The following is a 16,806-nucleotide window of genomic DNA, read 5'->3' as shown; positions in this document are numbered from 1 at the left end:
CGCCTGGGTGGAGGAAGGCGAGCGTTACGAGCCGGGAGTGGACCTCGCGCCGTGACCCCCAGCGCTCTCTGCCCGTCCATCCACCGGCACGCCAGGGCGCGAGAAGCGCCCCGCGGTCTCGAAGCGGCAGGGGCCGCGGGGCCTTTCTTGTTCCCACGCTTGATTTTGGGTATCTTCACCGGTTCTTTGCCCGGAGTGTGCCCACGCGCGGGCGCGCCGCGGCCGTGACGGCGCCAGGCGTTCCCGCCGGAGCCCGTCCCACCAACGTCCCAGTGCATGGCGAACAACTCGAAGCTCCGGGAACAGGCTCGCGCGCTCGAACAGCGGGAGAACTGGCGGGAGGCGATCGCCCTCTACCGCCAGGTCATCGAGAACCCCGACGGCGAAGAGGTCGACATCGGCCTCTGGAACCGCCTGGGCGACCTGCACCTGCGCCTCAACGAGACCGAGCGCGCCGTGGAGGCGTATGAGGCCGCGGTGAACGCGTATGCCGAGGTGGCGCTGCACAACAACGCAATCGCGCTGTGCCGCAAGATCCTGCGCCTGGTGCCCGGCCGCGCGTCCGTTTACCTGAAGCTGGGGCAGATCAGCGCCGCGAAGGGCTTCCTGGCCGACGCGCGCCAGAACTTCCTGGAGTACGCCGAGCGCATGCAGCGCGCGGGCAAGCTCGACGCCTCGTTCGCCGCCCTCAAGGAGTTCGCCGACCTCTCCCCGTCCGACACCGACGTCCGCCGCCTGCTGGCCGACCAGCTCCTGTCGCACGGCCACCCCGACGAGTCCATCGAGCAGCTTCGCATCCTCGTGGGCCAGGCCGAGGAGAAGGGCGCCGAGGCCGTCGCCGAGGAGCTTCGCGAGCAAATCCGCTCCATCGACCCGAACGCGGACACCTCCGGCATCGCCCGCGCCTCGCACGCGGGCGGGGGCGACGACTTCGCGTCGGCCTTCGACAGCGGCGCGCTGCACCTGGACACCGGCCCGGCCGCGTCCGCGCCCCCATCCACGGCGCCGCCTTCGGGCATGGACGCCGGTCCCCCGGCGCTGGAGCTGGACGACATCGCCCCGCTGGAAGGGCTGGAGACCACCAACCTCGCGCCCGAGCCCGAGGCGCCTGCGGCACCCGTGCCCGGCCTCGACCTGGGCGACTTCAGCCTGGACCATGCGGGCGCCGACCCGCTCCCGGCCCACGACCCGCCCTTCGACGGCTTCGGCTTCCCCTCCGCCGATGACGAGGACTACGAGGGCGATGCCGAACCGCTGCCGTTGATGGACGACGGCGGGTTCGGCGGGGCCCGCGGCGGTCTGCCCGCGCTGGAGACCCCGTTCGACCGTTTCAGCGAGGACGAAGATGAGGAGGCGGAGCCGCTGCCGCTGATGGACGTGGCGCCCGTCTCCCCGCCGCGCCGCGACCGGCTGGAGGAGCTGCGCGAGCGCTTCGCAGCCGCCCCCGGCGACGTGGTCGTGCTCGACGCGCTGCTGGCGGAGCTGGATGCGCGCGGCCAGGGTTACGAGGCCCCCGCGCTGCTGGAAGAGGCACACCGCGGCCTCGCCGCGCGCGGCATGTACGCCGAGGCGCTGCCGGTCGTCTCCCGCCTGGTCGCCCAGCGCCCCGGCGACGCCGCGCTCCTGCAGAAGCAGGTGGAGTACGCGTTCCGCTCCGGCGACCGAGAGCGGCTGGTGCCCGCGTACCTGGCCCTGGGCGCGCACCTCGTCGCCGCGGGAGAGGAAGCCAAGGGCCGCGCCGTCTTCCAGCGCGTGCTGGAGCTGGACCCGTCGAACGCCGAGGCTCGCGCGGCCGTCGCACCGGCGCCCGCCCCGCGGCCCGGCGCGCCCGCGAAAGCGGCGGCCGACGAGTACATCGACCTCGGCTCGCTCATCATGGAAGACGAGCCGCAGGGGACCAGCACCCGCTTCGTGGTCGAGGAGAAGGAGCCCACGGGCGACGAGGACCGCGACTTCGCCGACATGCTCAGCCACTTCCGCCAGAAGGTGGCCGAGAACATCGAGGTCGAAGACTCGGCCAGCCACTACGACCTGGGCACCGCCTTCAAGGAGATGGGGCTGCTGGACGAGGCCATCGCCGAGTTCCAGGTCGCGCTGCGCGGCGGCGCCAACCCGCTCGCCACGCTGGAGATGCTGGGCCAGTGCTTCGTGGAGAAGGGCCAGTACGCCGTGGCCTCGCGCGTGCTGGACCGCGCGCTGCGCATCACCGGCGCGGGCGAGAACGAGCTGATCGGCGTGCTCTACCAGCTGGGCCGCGCGACCGAGGCCGTGGGAGAAGGCGACGCCGCGCGGGGCTACTACGAGAGGGTGATGGCGATGGACATCCGCTTCCGCGACGCAGCGGCCCGCGCCGACGCCCTGCGCGGCTCCGCACCGGCGAGGCCGCTTTGACACGCCGCACCGGGCCCCGTTACCTTGTGCCGCGTCCCCGCCCCGCTCCGGCTCCACTCATCCCGGCATGATGCTTCGTACCGCGCCCCCCACGCTCTCCGACATCCAGGCACCCATCCGCGAGCGGCTGGACGCCGTGGTCGACGAGATCCGCCGCATCGTCGTCTCCGACTTCGCGCCCGTGGGGGCGGTCAACGAGTACCTCCTCAAGATCCGCGGCAAGCTCTTCCGCCCCGGCCTCGTCCTCCTGTGCGACGAGCTGGGCGGCCGCCGCAGCCCCGAGGCCGAGACGCTGGCCGCCGTGACCGAGCTGGTGCACCTGGCAACGCTGGTGCACGACGACGCCGTGGACCACTCGGTGCTGCGCCGCGGCATGCCCACCGTCAACGCCATCTGGAGCCACCAGGTCGCCGTCATCATGGGCGACTACCTGTACTCGCGCTCCATCAGCGAGATCACGCGCCTGGGCAGCATCGAGCCCATCCGCGTGCTGGCCGACGCCGCCAACGCCATGACGGTGGGGGAGATGCGCCAGCTCTCGGCGCACGACGCCCTGGGCTTCGGCGAGGACGACTACAACCGCCTCATCGAGAGCAAGACCGCCTCGCTCATGTCGTGCGCGTGCGAGCTGGGCGCCATCACCGGCGCCCCCGAGTGGCGCACGCAGCTCCGCCGCTTCGGCCGCGAGCTGGGCATGGCCTTCCAGATCGCCGACGACCTGCTGGACTACACGGCCGACTCGGCAGATACGGGCAAGCCCAGCGGCCTGGACCTGCGCGAGCACAAGGTCACGCTGCCGCTCATCGCCGCGCTGCCGCACCTCTCGCCCGCCGAGCGCCGCGAGGTCGAGGACCTGTTCCGCGACCCCGAGCCTTCCGACGAGGCCATCGCCGGCGTGGTCGCCATCGTGGGCGCCCGCGGCGGCTTGGATTATGCTAGGGAGAGGGCGCTCGAATGCGCCGGCCGCGCCGCCGAAGCGCTCGAGGGGCTGCCCGAGGGCCCCGCGCTGGACGCGCTGCGCGACGGGATCGCCTACGCAATCGAGCGCCGCCGTTAGGGTCGGCCGCTCTTACACCGGGGTGGGGGAGGTGAGATGAACGTTGCAGTCCGGCGCCGTGCGGGTCGCCTCGTGCTGGTGGTCCTCATGGGTCTCGTGCTCGGCGCGCTGCTCTCGGAGCTCGCGGTGCGCTTCATGCCCGAAGGCGGGCCTCGGACCTTCTTCACCTACGCGGTGAACGCCTCGTTCGGCCCCCTGGCGGTCGACCTGGTCGCCATCGGCATCACGCTGGGGCCGCTGGTCCTCCACCTGAACTTCCTCAGCCTCATGGGCGTGCTCGTCGTCGCCCTCGCCGCCCGCACCTGGCTCTAGGACCGGCGAGACGCAGCCGACGGAACGGCGGGATGATCAGGAACGGCCGGTAGATGGAACGCAGGGGCGCGACCAATCGCGCCCCTTCCGCGTTTCGGCCTCCGCCCTGCCGACTTTGGGCTGATGGTCCCCGTGCGGGGCTGGACAATGCATGGATGGGCCATTAAGATGCGCACCTGCCGAATACTCCGTCCACGTTTGCAGCGGCCCCCTTGATGCAGAGAACACGATGGCTGATCTACACGGTGGTCATCGGCCTCATCCCGCTGGGGATCCGCGCACTCATCTACATCTGTGCGCGGAGGGCGACGCTGGACTTTGCGCTCAACGAAGGCGATCTGGTCGCATTCGGCCTGGTGCTGAGCGTCACCAACATCAACGAGCTGGAGCACGCGCGGAACGTCGATCCGCGCTGGAAGACACGATGCGTAGGCTTGTCCGTCGTATTCATCATCATCTTCGGCGCCCTTCTGATGGCCGCCGACACCGTTGCGCTCGACGACAATCTGTTCGACATTAGAAACTTGAAGATCGTCCTGTCCGTCCTGTGCATGGCAATCCTTGCCATCAGCCACGCGATCAACGCACAGCTCGCGCTGCTGGAAGACCGGCTGACGCAGCCCGAACTCCGCCCCGAGGTGACGACATGAGACTCTACCTGGAAGTGGTCTCCGCGCTTGGTTGGGTCGTGGCCCTCACCGGCCTCGCGTTCGCGGCCGTCACCATCCTCGACACGCGCGGCGTGGCCGTCCCCCGCATTATCCGCGACCTGCTCCTCCCGCGCGAGCGCAGGCACGGCGTCGCCAACCGACGCACCGGCTGAGCGACCCGCCATCCGCCGCTGATCTACGGACGCCCTTCGCCTCGGCCGAAGACGCGCTTCCATCGGCGGGACCACGGATGGTGCGCGAGGTTGCACGGTCCGTCCACCCTGTTCGACCACGCCACGTCGGCTGTACGAGACGACGAGAGAATCGCCCGGCTCTCCGTGGATGAGAGTGGGGCGATTCACATTCTGTCGACGCTTCAACGTTTCACTTGACGCCGTTTTGCGCACGACCCTAAACTGCCTGGGGACGGCGCTCTATTCTGGCCTTTTTCCGCTTTGCGCCCACAGACCGGAGCAGACCAATGAGATCACTCAAGCTGGACATCGAGATGCTCGGAGTGGAGTCGTTCATACCGGACCCGTCCGGATCCGGTGGCCCAGCCGCGCACGTGACCGGGCCGGTCTACACGATCCCGACAGACGACACGGGAACCATCGACACGGGTCCGTTCAAGTGCAGCAGCCTTCCAAGAACTTCGGAGTGGTACCCCTGCTGAGTTCGCCACGCAACCACTGAACGCCGGTGAGGCAAGGTGCTGCGGGGCCGAGTGACCTCCCCGGCGCTGCGGTGAGAGGGCAAAGAGAATCGCCCCGCCCTCCATCAAGGAGAGCGGGGCGATTCGACGTCCGGGACCGCCGTTCCGGCTACGTGAGCGCGGGGGCGGAGGGACGGCGGCGGAAGACCTCGTCGCGGTTGTCCTCGATCTTCGCGTTCTTGCGCAGGCCCGCCAGCCAGCGCTGCACCTGCTGCTGGTTGAGCTGGTAGGCGGTCATCTGCCGAAGCTGCTCCTTCTGCGCCATGAACGCCGTCCGGTCCGCCGTGGTGCGCGCGGTGGGGCGCACCAGGAAGAGCCCGGCGCTCGTCTCCACCACGTCGCTCACCTGGCCGATGGGCGTGCCGAACGCGGCGCCGGCAGCGGCGCTCGCCTGGCCGAACACGGGGTTCGGGTCGACGCGGGTGAACGGGCCGGCGGTGAGGACCTGGAGGCCCTTCTCGGCGGCCACCTGCTGGAGCGTCTTGCCGGCGTGGACCTGCGCGAGCAGAGCGCGGCCGGCGGCGCGGGCCGTTTCGCGCTTCTTCTGCACGACCAGCTCGCGGCGGATCTGCGGGGTGGCCTCGGCCAGCGTCATGTCGCCCTTGCGCGTGAACGACTCCAGGCGTGCCACGTACAGCGCCGTCTTGTTGTCGAACGGCTCGCTCACCGGGTGCGCGTTCTCCGGGTCGTCCGCGTTCTCGCCGGCCCAGTCCATCGCCTCGCGGGCACCGCCCACGCCGGGGATGTACGGCGCCTGGTCCGTCAGCGTCACCGAGGGGATGTACGCCGCGCCGAGCAGGCGGGCGGTGGTCTCCAGGCCCTTCTCCGGCGCCAGCTTGTACAGCGAGTCCGCCTTGTTCTCCAGCTTGACCTGCTCCGCCTCGGCCTTGGCGATGGGGATCAGGATGTGGCGGGCGTGCACCTGGTCGCCGGTGTGCTCCAGCACCTGGATGATGTGGTAGCCGAACTGCGTGAGCACCGGCTCGGACACCGCGTTGACCGGCAGCGCGAAGGCGGCGGAGTCGAACGCGCCCACCATGCGGCCTTTGCCGAAGGTGCCCAGGTCGCCGCCGTTGTCCTTGCTGCCCGGGTCTTCCGACTCGCGCTTCGCGATGGCAGCGAAGTCGCCGCCGCCCACGATCTCGGCGCGGACCTGGCGCGCCTTGTCGAGCGTGGCCGCGCGGTCCGCGTCGGTGATCGTCTCGGGGAAGTACGCCACGGCCACGCGCGCCGTGTTCGGGCGCTTGTACTCGTCCCTGTGCGCGTCGAAGTACGTCTTCACCTCGGTGTCGCTCACTGCCGGCTCGCCGGGGGCCAGCTTGGCGAGGTCGAGCGGCACGTACTCCACCGTGGCGGTCTCGGTGCGGTCCTGGAACGAGCGCCACAGGTCGGCGTCGCTCACCCACGCGCCGCTGTTGACCTGGCGGAAGAGCTTGGCCTGGGGGATGACCTCGCGGTAGTACGCCTCCAGCTGCGGGAAGATGTCGGCCGGGGCGTTGGGGCTGGCGAGGAAGGCCTGGTATTTGTTCAGGTCGAACTGCCCGTTGGTCTGGAACAGCTCGTTCTGCGCGAGCTGCGGGTGCGGCAGGTGCTTGGCGGCGAAGATCACCTCGCCGTCGCTCACCTCGATGCCGCGGCGCTTCATCTCCTGCTGGATCAGCGTCTGGTCCACCAGGCGGTTCCACGTCTGCTCGCGCACCTCGGCCAGCTGGTCCGGCGTGAGGCTGCCGCCGGTGCTCTGGCGGGCCTGCTCGTAGATGCGCTGGTACTCGGCGTTCCACTGGTTCACCGTGATGGGCGTGCCGTTCACGCTGCCCACGTCGCTCACCTGGCCGGGGCCCGTGCCGGTCACGTCCATCCCGCGCTGGAGTACCATCCAGCCCAGGAACGCCAGTGCGAAGAAGCCGGCCATGAGCTTGCCGGCGCTGCCCCGCATCTTCTGCATCATCATAGGTCAGTCAAGCTCCGGAACGTACGACGCCGGGGGGAGACCCGGGGTGCTGGGAGGGACGCGGATTCCGCGAAATGAAGGTCGGAAACATATTTAGAAGCCGCCGCGCACGCAAGCCGAGGCCGCCGGCGGGGCCCCGTCCGGTTGACAGTGCGAGCGAGCCCGCAGTATGTTGCGCCCCTAATCCGTCCACGCCCGCCTCACTTCACAGTTCTCCTCACGCGCGCACGAGCCATGGCCGACATCTCGCCCGAGCTTGCCGGAAAGATCAGGGAGCTTCAGGGCAAATACGAGGAGAACCCGGGCCGGTTCTTCGTGCCCCTGGCCAACGCGTACCGTGACGCCGGGGAGATCGGCCAGGCCGAGCAGCTGCTGCGCACCGGCCTCAAGGGGCATCCTGGCTACCTGAGCGCCCGCATCGTCCTGGGGCGCTGCCTGGCGGACCGGGGCGCCGTGGACGAGGCGAACACCGAGTTCCGCTACGTGCTTTCGGTCGATCCGCAGAACCTGATCGCGCTGCGCACGCTGGGCGAGATGGCCGCCGCCGCCGGCAATGCCGACGAGGCGGGCCGCTGGTACGGCGAGCTGCTGGCCGTGGACCCCATGAACAAGGAGGCACGCGAGGCGCTGGACGGCCTCTCCGCCTCCCCCCCGGCGGCGTCCCCGCCCGCGGACGCCTTCCCCGCCGCGTCCGCTTCCGCGCCGGCAGAGCCCGAAACCCAGGCACTGGATGCCGGGCTGGACGACTTCTCGCCGCTGGATTTGGACATCCCCGTCGTGCCCCGCCCCGCGCCGCGCTCCGACGCGCCCGAAGCGGACGACTTCGGCCTGCTGGAGATCCGCGACGAGGCGTTCTCGTTGGCCGAGGAGCAGCCCAAGGCGCCGCGCACCGGTTTCCTCGACGAAGGCGCGGGGACGTCGGGCCTCGACGCGTCCGCAGGTGACGCCGACCTGGGCGAGTTCGGCACGATCGACCTGGAGGCGTCCGCCGCGCCGCCCGCCACGCCCGAGCCCGCGTCCGGCGATTTCGGCGGGTGGGGCGCCATCTCGCTCGACGAGCCCGAGGAGCAGCCCCCCGCCGCCGAGCCCGAGGGGCCTGCCGAGTACGACGCATTCTCCTTCGGCGACGTGCCGCTCTCCGACGACCTCGCGGAGCAGCCTGCCGACGCCGGTTCCGACGGATGGGATGCCGGCCCGGCGCCGGACCTGGACCTCGCACCGGGTTCGTTCGGCGCCGAGGAGCCGGCGGAGCACGACGACGATGGCGAGCTGGTGACGGAGACGATGGCCGAGCTGTACGCACGCCAGGGCTTCCCCGAGCGCGCCGCCGACGTGTACCGCGAGCTGATCCGCCGCCGCGGTGACGAGCCCGCGCTCGTGAGCCGCCTCCGCGAGATCGAGCAGGCCATGGCCGCTCCGTCTGCCGGCGCCGAGACCGCTTCGCCCGAGCTCGAATCCGACTTCGCCCACGATGATCTCGCGCACGGTGACGAGCACGTCGAGGACCTCCCGCTCATCGAGACCGGTCTGCCCGGCCTGAACTTCACCGATGGCGCCGCCGACTTCGAGCGCGAGCCGGTCGGCGCGGGTGTCGGAGGCGATGCGGAATCCGACGGCTCGTCCGCGCAGGCGTTCGATACGTCATCCGCCTCCGGCGACCCCTTCGCGGACTCGTTCGTGAACGGCTTCGACGGCCTTCCCGCGTTCCCGGATGCGGCGCAATCGGCTGGGTCGACCGAGAGCACGGAAGATGCGCAGCCTGCCGCCGCCGAGCTCACGCCCACCGACCCGCAGGCAGGCGCCGCGTCCGATCTCCAGGCGCCTGCGGAGGATGCCTTCGGCTTCGATTCCGGCACCGGCTTCCCCGATCTCGGCGACTTCGCATCGCACACCGACTTCGCCGCATCGGCCGATGCGCAGCCGGTAGCGGAGCAGGCGCAGCCGGAGGACATCTCCGCCGATCGACCGCATCTCGCATCTGCCGAGAAGGAGGAGGCGTCCGAAGGCCAAAGCGGGCAGCCGGAATCGGTAGCTTCCCAGCCGCAGCAGCCGTCCGTGACGGCGCCGGCATCCCCCCCGAGCATCACCGCGTATCTGGCGGGGATCCTCTCGTGGCGTCCGGGGATGCAGGCTTCAGCGGCAGCCGCCGAAGCTCCCGCATCTCCCGCGCAGCCCGAAACGCCGGCGTTCGGCGAGGGCACGACCTCGTTCGACGCGAGCACGTCCGCCGGATCCGATGACGCGAGCGCGTCCGCCGGGTTCGATACGGGCGTGGCGGACTTCGGCGCGGAGAGTGTGCCGGTAGATACGGAGCCGGAAGCGGCGAGCGCGGCTGCGGACGATTCGTTCGCGGCGCCGTACGCCGAGGACGAGCCGGCCGAGTCCCCGGATGATCTCCCGTGGCTCTCGACCGACGCATCGGCGGGGGAGCCGCAGGCCGCAGAGGACATTGCGGACTTCGGCTTCGACGCATCCTCCGGCACTGCCGAGGCGGAGCAGGCGGATGATGAGCCCGCGGTCGAGGATCTGCCGTGGATGGACTCTGCCGCCCCGGCGCAGCAGGACGCGCCGGCCGCCGTGCCGGACGACTTCGCGCCGATGGACATGCCGTGGGCCGCCGATCCGCCGGCTGCGCAGCCGGCCGACGAGGCCGCGCAGGCCGAGGAACCCGCGCCCTGGGAGACGCCTGCACCCGCCGCCGCGGCAGCCGACGACGTTCCGCCCTTCGACGACTTCGTCCTCGACGCCCCCGCGCCCGAAGCGCCCGCGCAGCCCGCGCCCGCGGACGCGTACCCGTGGGAGATGGACGCGGCGCCCGATACGCCCGCGCCCGTGGAGCAGGCACCTGCGGCGAGCGACGCACCGGCGGCCGGCGGCTTCTCGTTCGAGGACTTCTTCGCCGCGCCGGCCGCCGCGCCGGCGCAGCCGTCCACACACGTGCCCGCACCGGCTCCGGTCCCCGCACCCAGCTTCGACGCCACGCCCGCGCCCTCCTCAGCCCCGGCGGAGCCCGCGCCAGGCGGCGGCGGGGACGACGACGAGGACCTGGAGTCGTTCCAGGCGTGGCTGCAGAGCCTGAAGCGGTGAGGGTCGCCGTCGTCCACGGGCCCAACCTGAACCTGCTGGGCCGCCGCGAGCCCGGCGTGTACGGCACCGCCACGCTGGCCGAGATCGACGCCCGCGTGGCGTCGCTGGCGGCCGAGCTGGGCGCGGAGGCGGAGAGCTTCCAGAGCAACCACGAGGGCGCGCTGGTAGACTTCGTGCAGGAGGCCGCGGGCCGTGTGGACGGGTTCGTGGTGAACGCGGCGGCGTACACGCACACCAGCGTGGCGCTGCGCGACGCGCTGGTGGGAGTGGCGCGCCCGTTCGTGGAGGTGCATCTTTCGAACGTCCATGCCCGCGAGGAGTTCCGGCACGCGTCGTTCCTGGCCGCCAAGGCGCTGGGAACGGTGTCGGGCTTCGGCGTGGAGAGCTATTGTCTGGGACTTCGCGCACTGCTCGCCCACCTGGGCGGGGCGGCGGCCGCGGAGCCATCGTCTATTTGATCCGAAGGAGACATCGTGGCATCGACGGCCGACTTCCGTAACGGAATGACCCTCAACATGGATGGCACGCTCTTCACCATCCTGTGGTTCCAGCACCACAAGCCCGGCAAGGGCAACACGGTGGTGCGGAGCAAGCTGCGCAACGTGCTGACCGGCGCCGTGCTGGAGAAGACGTTCCGCGCGGGCGACCGCGTGGAGGAGGTGCGCCTGGAGCACCGCCCGGTGCAGTACAGCTACCAGGACGGCGACCTGTACTACTTCATGGACCAGGAGACGTACGACCAGATCCCGCTGATGGCGAACGTGATCGGCGAGGACCAGCTGAAGTACCTCAAGGAAGGGATGGAGTGCACGGGGCTGGTGCACGGCGAGAAGATCATCAACGTCGAGCTTCCCAACTTCGTAACGCTGCAGGTGGTGGAGACCGATCCCGGCGTGCGCGGCGACACCGCCACGGGCGGCACCAAGCCCGCCAAGCTGGAGACGGGCGCGATCGTGCAGGTCCCCCTGTTCCTCAACGAGGGCGACGTGATCCGCGTCGACCGGCGGGAAGACAAGTACATGGAACGCGCGAACAAATGATCGACCTCGAATTCCTGCGCGGCCTGATCGGCGCGGTGGACGAGAGCGGCATCGACTCCCTCGAGATCGCCCGGGGAGGCACCCGCATCCGGATCGCCAAGACGCCGCCGCCCGCGCCCGCGGCCCCCACCGTCATGCACGCCCCGGCCGCGCACGCGCACCCCGCGCCCGCCGCCGAGATCGCCGCCGGCCCCCGCGCCGCCGCCCCGGAAGCTGCCGCCGCTGCGCCCGCACCCGCCGCCAGCAACCTGGTGGACGTGAAGTCGCCCATGGTGGGCACGTACTACCGCTCCCCGGCCCCCGAGGCGCCGCCATACGTGGAGGTGGGCACCCGCGTGAGCAAGGGCCAGACGCTGTGCATCCTGGAGGCGATGAAGCTCATGAACGAGCTCACCGCCGACGTGGCCGGCACCGTGCGCGAGATCAACGTGGAGAACGGCGAGCCGGTGGAATACGGCCAGGTCCTCTTCCGGATCGAGCCGTCGGCGTGAGCGACGCCCACGGCGGCGCCGAGCCGCGCGCGCCCGGCGGCACGGGCCGCGAATTCGTCCTCCGCGAGGCGCTGGAGGAGCTGATCCGGCGCGGCGGCTCGGACCTGCACCTCAAGGTGGGGCGCAGCCCCATCATCCGCGTGCACGGCGAGCTGCACGAGACGGCGCTGGCGGCGCTGCGGCCCGACGACCTGCGCCGCTGCGCGGACCAGATCATGAACCCGCGGCAGAAGGAGCAGTTCGCCGAGGGCAAGGAGATCGACTTCGCCATCGGCGTGCAGGGGCTGGGGCGCTTCCGCACCAACGTGTTCCAGCAGCGCGGGACGCTGGGTATGGCCTTCCGCGCCATTCCCTTCGAGGTCCCCGCGCTGGAGTCGCTGGGCCTGCCGCCGGTGATGAAGGAGATCGCCCTCTCCCCGCGCGGGCTCGTGCTCGTGACCGGCGTCACGGGCAGCGGCAAGTCGACCACGCTCGCGTCGGTGCTTCGGCACCTGAACGAGCAGCGGGCGGTGAACATCGTCACGGTCGAGGACCCCATCGAGTTCCTGCACCGCGACGTGAAGGCCATCATCAGCCAGCGCGAGGTGGGCACCGACACGCACTCGTTCCACGACGCGCTGCGGCACGTGCTGCGGCAGGACCCGGACGTGATCATGCTGGGCGAGATCCGCGACCGGCCCAGCATGGAGACGGTGCTCAAGGCGGCCGACACCGGCCACCTGGTGCTCTCCACGCTGCACACGACCGACGCGGCGCAGACCATCGGGCGCATCATCTCGTTCTTCCCGCCGCACCAGCACCAGGAGATCCGCTCCATGCTGGCCACGGCGCTGCGGGCGGTGGTGTCGCTGCGGCTCATCCCGCATGCCAGCGGCACCGGGCGCGTGCCGGCGGCCGAGGTGATGATCAACACCGCCTCGGTCTCGGAGCGCATCCGCAGCCAGGCCGACACCCAGAGCATCCCCGAGCTGATCGCCGAAGGGCGCGTGCAGTACGGGATGCAGACCTTCGACCAGAGCCTCACCGAGCTGCACCGCCGCGGCGACATCTCGTTCGAGTGGGCCATGCACTACGCGTCGAACCCATCAGAGTTCGCCCTGCGCGTCTCTGGCGTCGAGTCGGCCGCCGAGCCGGACTGGGCGCCGGGGCGCGCGTCCGGCGGCATCCAAGGATAGGCAGACTTGTTCCGTAAGATTCTGATCGCCAACCGCGGCGAGATCGCGCTCCGCGTCATCCGGGCGTGCAAGGAGATGGGCATCCGCACCGTGGCCGTCTTCTCCGAGGCCGACCGCGAGAGCCTGCACGTGCGCTTCGCCGACGAGGACGTGTGCATCGGGCCCCCGCAGGCGCGCGAGAGCTACCTCAACATCCCGCGCATCATCGCCGCGGCCGAGGTCACGGGCGCCGACGCCATCCACCCCGGCTACGGCTTCCTGGCCGAGAACGCCGAGTTCTCCGAGATCTGCCAGCGCAGCGAGCTGACCTTCATCGGGCCCACGCCGCAGCAGATCCGCACGATGGGCGACAAGGCGGCGGCCCGGCGCACCATGCGCGAGGTGGGCGTCCCCATCGTGCCCGGCACCGACGCCATCGCCGACCCCGACGAGGCGCTGGCCGAGGCGCGCCAGATCGGCTTCCCCGTGCTGATCAAGGCGGCGGCCGGCGGCGGCGGCAAGGGCATGCGCGTGGCGGCCGACGCCGACGACTTCGTTCGCCAGTTCACCATGGCGCGCAACGAGGCGGCGGCGGCTTTCGGCGACGACAGCGTGTACGTGGAGAAGTACCTGGCCCGCCCGCGCCACATCGAGTTCCAGATTCTGGGCGACCAGCACGGCCGCGTGATCCACCTGGGCGAACGCGACTGCTCGGTGCAGCGCCGCCACCAGAAGCTGATCGAGGAGGCCCCCTCCCCTGCCCTCACGCCCGAGCTGCGGGCGGCCATGGGCGAGGCCGCGGTGCGCGGCGCGGCCGCCATCGGGTACGTGGGCGCCGGCACCATCGAGATGCTGCTGAACGACGACGGCTCGTACTACTTCATGGAGATGAACACCCGCATCCAGGTGGAGCACCCGGTCACCGAGATGGTCACGGGGTTCGACCTGGTGAAGGAGCAGATCCGCGCCGCCGCGGGCCTGCCGCTCTCGGTGCCGGAGAAGGAGATCGGCCTTCGCGGGCACGCCATCGAGTGCCGCATCAACGCCGAGGACCCTGCGCGCAACTTCGCGCCGTCGCCGGGGCAGATCACCACGTTCCACCCGCCGGGCGGCCCGGGCGTGCGCCTGGACACGCACGTCTACGCGGGCTACCGCGTGCCGCAGTACTACGACTCGCTGCTGGCCAAGCTGATCGTGCACGGCTCCACCCGCGCCGAGGCCATCGCGCGCATGCGCCACTCGCTGGCGTCGTTCGTGGTGGAGGGCGTGCACACCACCATCCCCTTCCTGATCTCGGTGATGGACCACCCCGCCTTCATCGCGGGCGAGGTCGACACCAAGTTCCTGGAGCGCATGGTCGCCGAGCGCGCCGCACAGTAGCCGCCGGCCGCGACACCTTCATACGCAGACGAACGCGAGACGCATGAGGCTGGACGTTCTCTTCACCCCCGGGGAGCTGGTGCCCGGGGATATCTCGGACCGCACCGTGGTGGTGCTCGACGTGCTCCGCGCCTCCAGCACCATCGTGGAGGCGCTGGCATCGGGCGCGCGCGCGCTCTATCCCGTGGGCTCCATCGAGGAGGCGATCCGCATCGCCAACACGCTGGGGCGCGACGGGGTGCTGCTGTGCGGCGAGCGCAAGTGCCTTCCCATCGAGGGCTTCGACCTGGGCAACTCGCCCGGCGACTTCACCGCCGAGAAGGTGGGCGGCAAGACGCTGGTGATGAGCACCACCAACGGCACCGCGGCCATGACCGCGGCCGCGGGAGCCGCGCGCGTCCTCATCGCCTCGTGGCTCAACCTCTCCGCCGTGGTCGACGAGCTGGCGCGCTCGGGCGCCGAGCCGCTGCTGCTCTGCTCCGGCCGCGACCGCCAGTTCGCGCTGGAAGACGCGGTGTGCGCGGGCGAGATCGCGCGCCGCCTGGCCGACGCCACGCCGGACACGGAGTGGCAGACCAACGACGGCGCCCTCGCTGCCATGGCGCTCGCCCGCGCCTGGGAAGACCCCGCCGAGGTGTTCGCCGCCTCCGCCGCGGGCCAGGCCATCGTGGCCGCCGCCCTCGCCGAGGACCTCCCCTTCTGCGCGCAGGTCGACCGCCACGACCTCGTCCCCGTCCTGCACGACCGGCAGGTCACCCTCTCCGCCCCCGGCGCCGCGCTCTCCGAAGCCTGACGCCGGGCGGGCCGTTACCCCGATGTCGCTTTCCCTCGACGACCGGCAGCGGCGCGAGCTGTGGGGCCTCGCGCTCCTCGCTCTCGCCCTGCTCCTCGCGCTCTCCCTGATCCCCGTGGCGCTGCTCGGCGCCGCGGCCCTTCGCGTCTTCGCCACCGGCAACGTGGTCGGCGTCATCGGCGCGTGGCTGAACGGCGCCGCCTGGGGCTTCCTGGGCGTGGGCGGCTTCGCCGTGCCCGTGCTCCTCGCACTGTGGGGCTTGGTCGCGTTCGGCAAGCTGGACGCGGCGCCGGTCGTCCGCTGGACCCTGCTCCTCTCCGGCCTCGCGATCCTCGTTCCCGCGGCGGTGGGGGTCTCGTCTTCCGATGACGGCATCTCCCTCTCCGCCGGCTGGCTGGGAACGGCGATCGGCGGATTGCTCACCGGCCTGCTCTCCCCCGTGGGCGCTGGGCTCGTGCTGTTCTTCCTCTTCGCGGGCCTCTGCGTCGTCACGCTGCGGTGGAACCCGCTGCGGACGATGGTGCGGGGGACGCGCGCGGCCGGTCGCGGCGCGCAGGGCATCGTCACCGCCATGCCGGCCATCGCGGACAAGCTGCCGCGCCCGTCGATGCCCACGTTCACCAAGCGCACGGCGGACGATTCGGGAGACGAAGAGCCGGACCGCGACTACGAAGGCGGGTACGACGGGGAGTACGGTGGCCGTGCGGCCGCTTTCCGCGACGAGGACGAGGACGACCCGTTCGAGGGCGACCGGTTCGAGGCCAGCTTCCCGCCCGCCGCCGCCGGCCGCCGCTCAGCCGTTCCCGCATCGCCCAACGGGGATGAGGCGACGCTGCCCTTCCCCGCCCCGCGCGCGAACGGCTCCGCATCTCCCGCATCCCCGCCCGACGCGGTGGTCGAAGCCGCTTCCTCCGCCGCGGCAGCGAAGCCGGCGAAGAAGGCCGCCCGCGCGGCGTCCGACGAGAACGCGGACCCGCTGCCGGTGGACACGGGCGATCCGCTCAGCGGCGACAAGCCCGGGACGATGCTGCTCGACCCGCCGCCCACGCGCGACGAGATGCGCAACCGGGCGGAGCTGGACAAGCTGGGCCAGGTGCTGATCGACAAGCTCGCGACGTTCAAGATCGAGGGCACCATCGTGGGGATGACGACCGGCCCGGTGGTCACGCAGTTCGAGGTGTCGCCCGCGCCGGGCATCAAGGTGGCGCGCATCGCCAGCCTGGACGCGGACCTGGCGCTCGCCATGCGCGCGCCGTCCATCCGCATCGTGGCGCCCATCCCGGGCAAGGGCGCGGTGGGCGTCGAGGTGCCGAACCCCGAGCCGGAGATGGTGTTCTTCCGCGAGGTGATCGAGTCGCCGCAGTTCCGCGGCAGCAAGGCGTCGCTGCCGCTGGCGCTGGGCAAGGACATCGCGGGCAAGCCGCACGTGGCCGATCTGGCGAAGATGCCGCACCTGCTCATCGCCGGCGCCACCGGCTCCGGCAAGTCGGTGTGCGTGAACACCATCATCACCTCCCTCATCTACCGCCACTCGCCGCAGACGCTGCGGTTCCTGATGGTGGACCCGAAGATGGTGGAGCTCAGCATGTACAACGATCTCCCCCACCTGCGGCACCCCGTGGTGACGGACAACTCCGACGCCGCCGCCGTGCTGAAGTGGGCGGTGATCGAGATGGAGCGCCGCTACCAGCTGCTCTCGGCCAACGGGGTGCGCAACCTGTCGGACTTCAACGCGCGGGTAGATTCGGGGCAGCTCATGCGCTCGCCCGACCCCGACGGCGAGGA

General features: G+C 71.1%; 15 protein-coding genes. 14 read left to right on the top strand and 1 reads right to left on the bottom strand.

What is annotated here, in order from left to right; translation table 11 throughout:
* Positions 1-276: 276 nt before the first annotated feature.
* The 6 genes from VFE05_08805 to VFE05_08780 all read left to right on the top strand — a co-directional run bounded on the left by VFE05_08805 (position 277) and on the right by VFE05_08780 (position 5,086).
* Positions 277-2,391: a tetratricopeptide repeat protein gene (locus VFE05_08805; protein HET6230156.1), complete on the top strand. Its 2,115-nt coding sequence runs from the start codon at positions 277-279 to the stop codon at positions 2,389-2,391.
* A 67-nt stretch (positions 2,392-2,458) separates the two neighbouring features.
* The gene (locus tag VFE05_08800) at positions 2,459-3,448 is read left to right on the top strand and encodes a polyprenyl synthetase family protein (protein ID HET6230155.1); all 990 of its coding nucleotides are present in this window, start codon (positions 2,459-2,461) and stop codon (positions 3,446-3,448) included.
* Positions 3,449-3,484: 36 nt separating this feature from the next.
* Complete coding sequence (locus VFE05_08795; protein HET6230154.1) at positions 3,485-3,760, top strand: hypothetical protein; 276 nt, start codon at positions 3,485-3,487, stop codon at positions 3,758-3,760.
* 215 nt (positions 3,761-3,975) lie between these two features.
* A complete protein-coding gene (locus tag VFE05_08790) occupies positions 3,976-4,410 on the top strand; it encodes a hypothetical protein (GenBank protein HET6230153.1) in 435 nt (144 codons plus the stop codon).
* A complete protein-coding gene (locus VFE05_08785; protein ID HET6230152.1) occupies positions 4,407-4,583 on the top strand; it encodes a hypothetical protein in 177 nt (58 codons plus the stop codon). Before VFE05_08790 ends, VFE05_08785 begins: the two co-directional genes overlap by 4 nt.
* Before the next feature lie 308 nt (positions 4,584-4,891).
* Entirely contained in the window at positions 4,892-5,086 is a 195-nt protein-coding gene (locus VFE05_08780) for a hypothetical protein (protein ID HET6230151.1), read from the top strand.
* Positions 5,087-5,234: 148 nt separating this feature from the next.
* Here VFE05_08780 and VFE05_08775 read toward each other — a convergent pair whose 3' ends face one another.
* Entirely contained in the window at positions 5,235-7,076 is a 1,842-nt protein-coding gene (locus VFE05_08775) for a peptidylprolyl isomerase (GenBank protein ID HET6230150.1), read from the bottom strand.
* A gap of 234 nt (positions 7,077-7,310) precedes the next feature.
* Between VFE05_08775 and VFE05_08770 the strand changes: the two genes are divergently transcribed.
* The 8 genes from VFE05_08770 to VFE05_08735 all read left to right on the top strand — a co-directional run.
* On the top strand, positions 7,311-10,163 hold the full coding sequence (locus tag VFE05_08770) for a tetratricopeptide repeat protein (GenBank protein HET6230149.1): 2,853 nt from the start codon (positions 7,311-7,313) through the stop codon (positions 10,161-10,163).
* On the top strand, positions 10,160-10,621 hold the full coding sequence (gene aroQ / locus VFE05_08765; GenBank protein ID HET6230148.1) for a type II 3-dehydroquinate dehydratase: 462 nt from the start codon (positions 10,160-10,162) through the stop codon (positions 10,619-10,621). The genes VFE05_08770 and aroQ overlap by 4 nt, the downstream gene beginning before the upstream one ends.
* Positions 10,622-10,636: 15 nt before the next feature.
* The gene (gene efp, locus VFE05_08760) at positions 10,637-11,203 is read left to right on the top strand and encodes an elongation factor P (GenBank protein HET6230147.1); all 567 of its coding nucleotides are present in this window, start codon (positions 10,637-10,639) and stop codon (positions 11,201-11,203) included.
* Positions 11,200-11,694, top strand: a complete 495-nt coding sequence (accB, locus tag VFE05_08755) for an acetyl-CoA carboxylase biotin carboxyl carrier protein (GenBank protein ID HET6230146.1) — start codon at positions 11,200-11,202, stop codon at positions 11,692-11,694. Before efp ends, accB begins: the two co-directional genes overlap by 4 nt.
* Entirely contained in the window at positions 11,691-12,869 is a 1,179-nt protein-coding gene (locus VFE05_08750; protein HET6230145.1) for a PilT/PilU family type 4a pilus ATPase, read from the top strand. Before accB ends, VFE05_08750 begins: the two co-directional genes overlap by 4 nt.
* Positions 12,870-12,875: 6 nt before the next feature.
* Positions 12,876-14,228 (top strand): acetyl-CoA carboxylase biotin carboxylase subunit, encoded by a 1,353-nt coding sequence (accC, locus tag VFE05_08745; GenBank protein HET6230144.1) that lies wholly within the window; start codon positions 12,876-12,878, stop codon positions 14,226-14,228.
* A 43-nt stretch (positions 14,229-14,271) separates the two neighbouring features.
* Positions 14,272-15,021 carry a 2-phosphosulfolactate phosphatase gene (locus tag VFE05_08740; protein HET6230143.1) on the top strand — a complete coding sequence of 250 codons (750 nt, stop codon included), beginning with the start codon at positions 14,272-14,274 and terminating at the stop codon, positions 15,019-15,021.
* Between the two features lie 22 nt (positions 15,022-15,043).
* Positions 15,044-16,806: DNA translocase FtsK 4TM domain-containing protein (locus VFE05_08735; protein ID HET6230142.1), on the top strand; the 1,763-nt coding region annotated here is incomplete at its 3' end.

The sequence above is a fragment of the Longimicrobiaceae bacterium genome, from assembly GCA_035696245.1.
In the GTDB taxonomy this organism is placed as follows: Bacteria; Gemmatimonadota; Gemmatimonadetes; order Longimicrobiales; family Longimicrobiaceae; genus DASRQW01.
The sequence above is the reverse complement of the archived record's forward strand: the minus strand, read 5'-3'. Positions and strand labels throughout refer to the sequence as shown.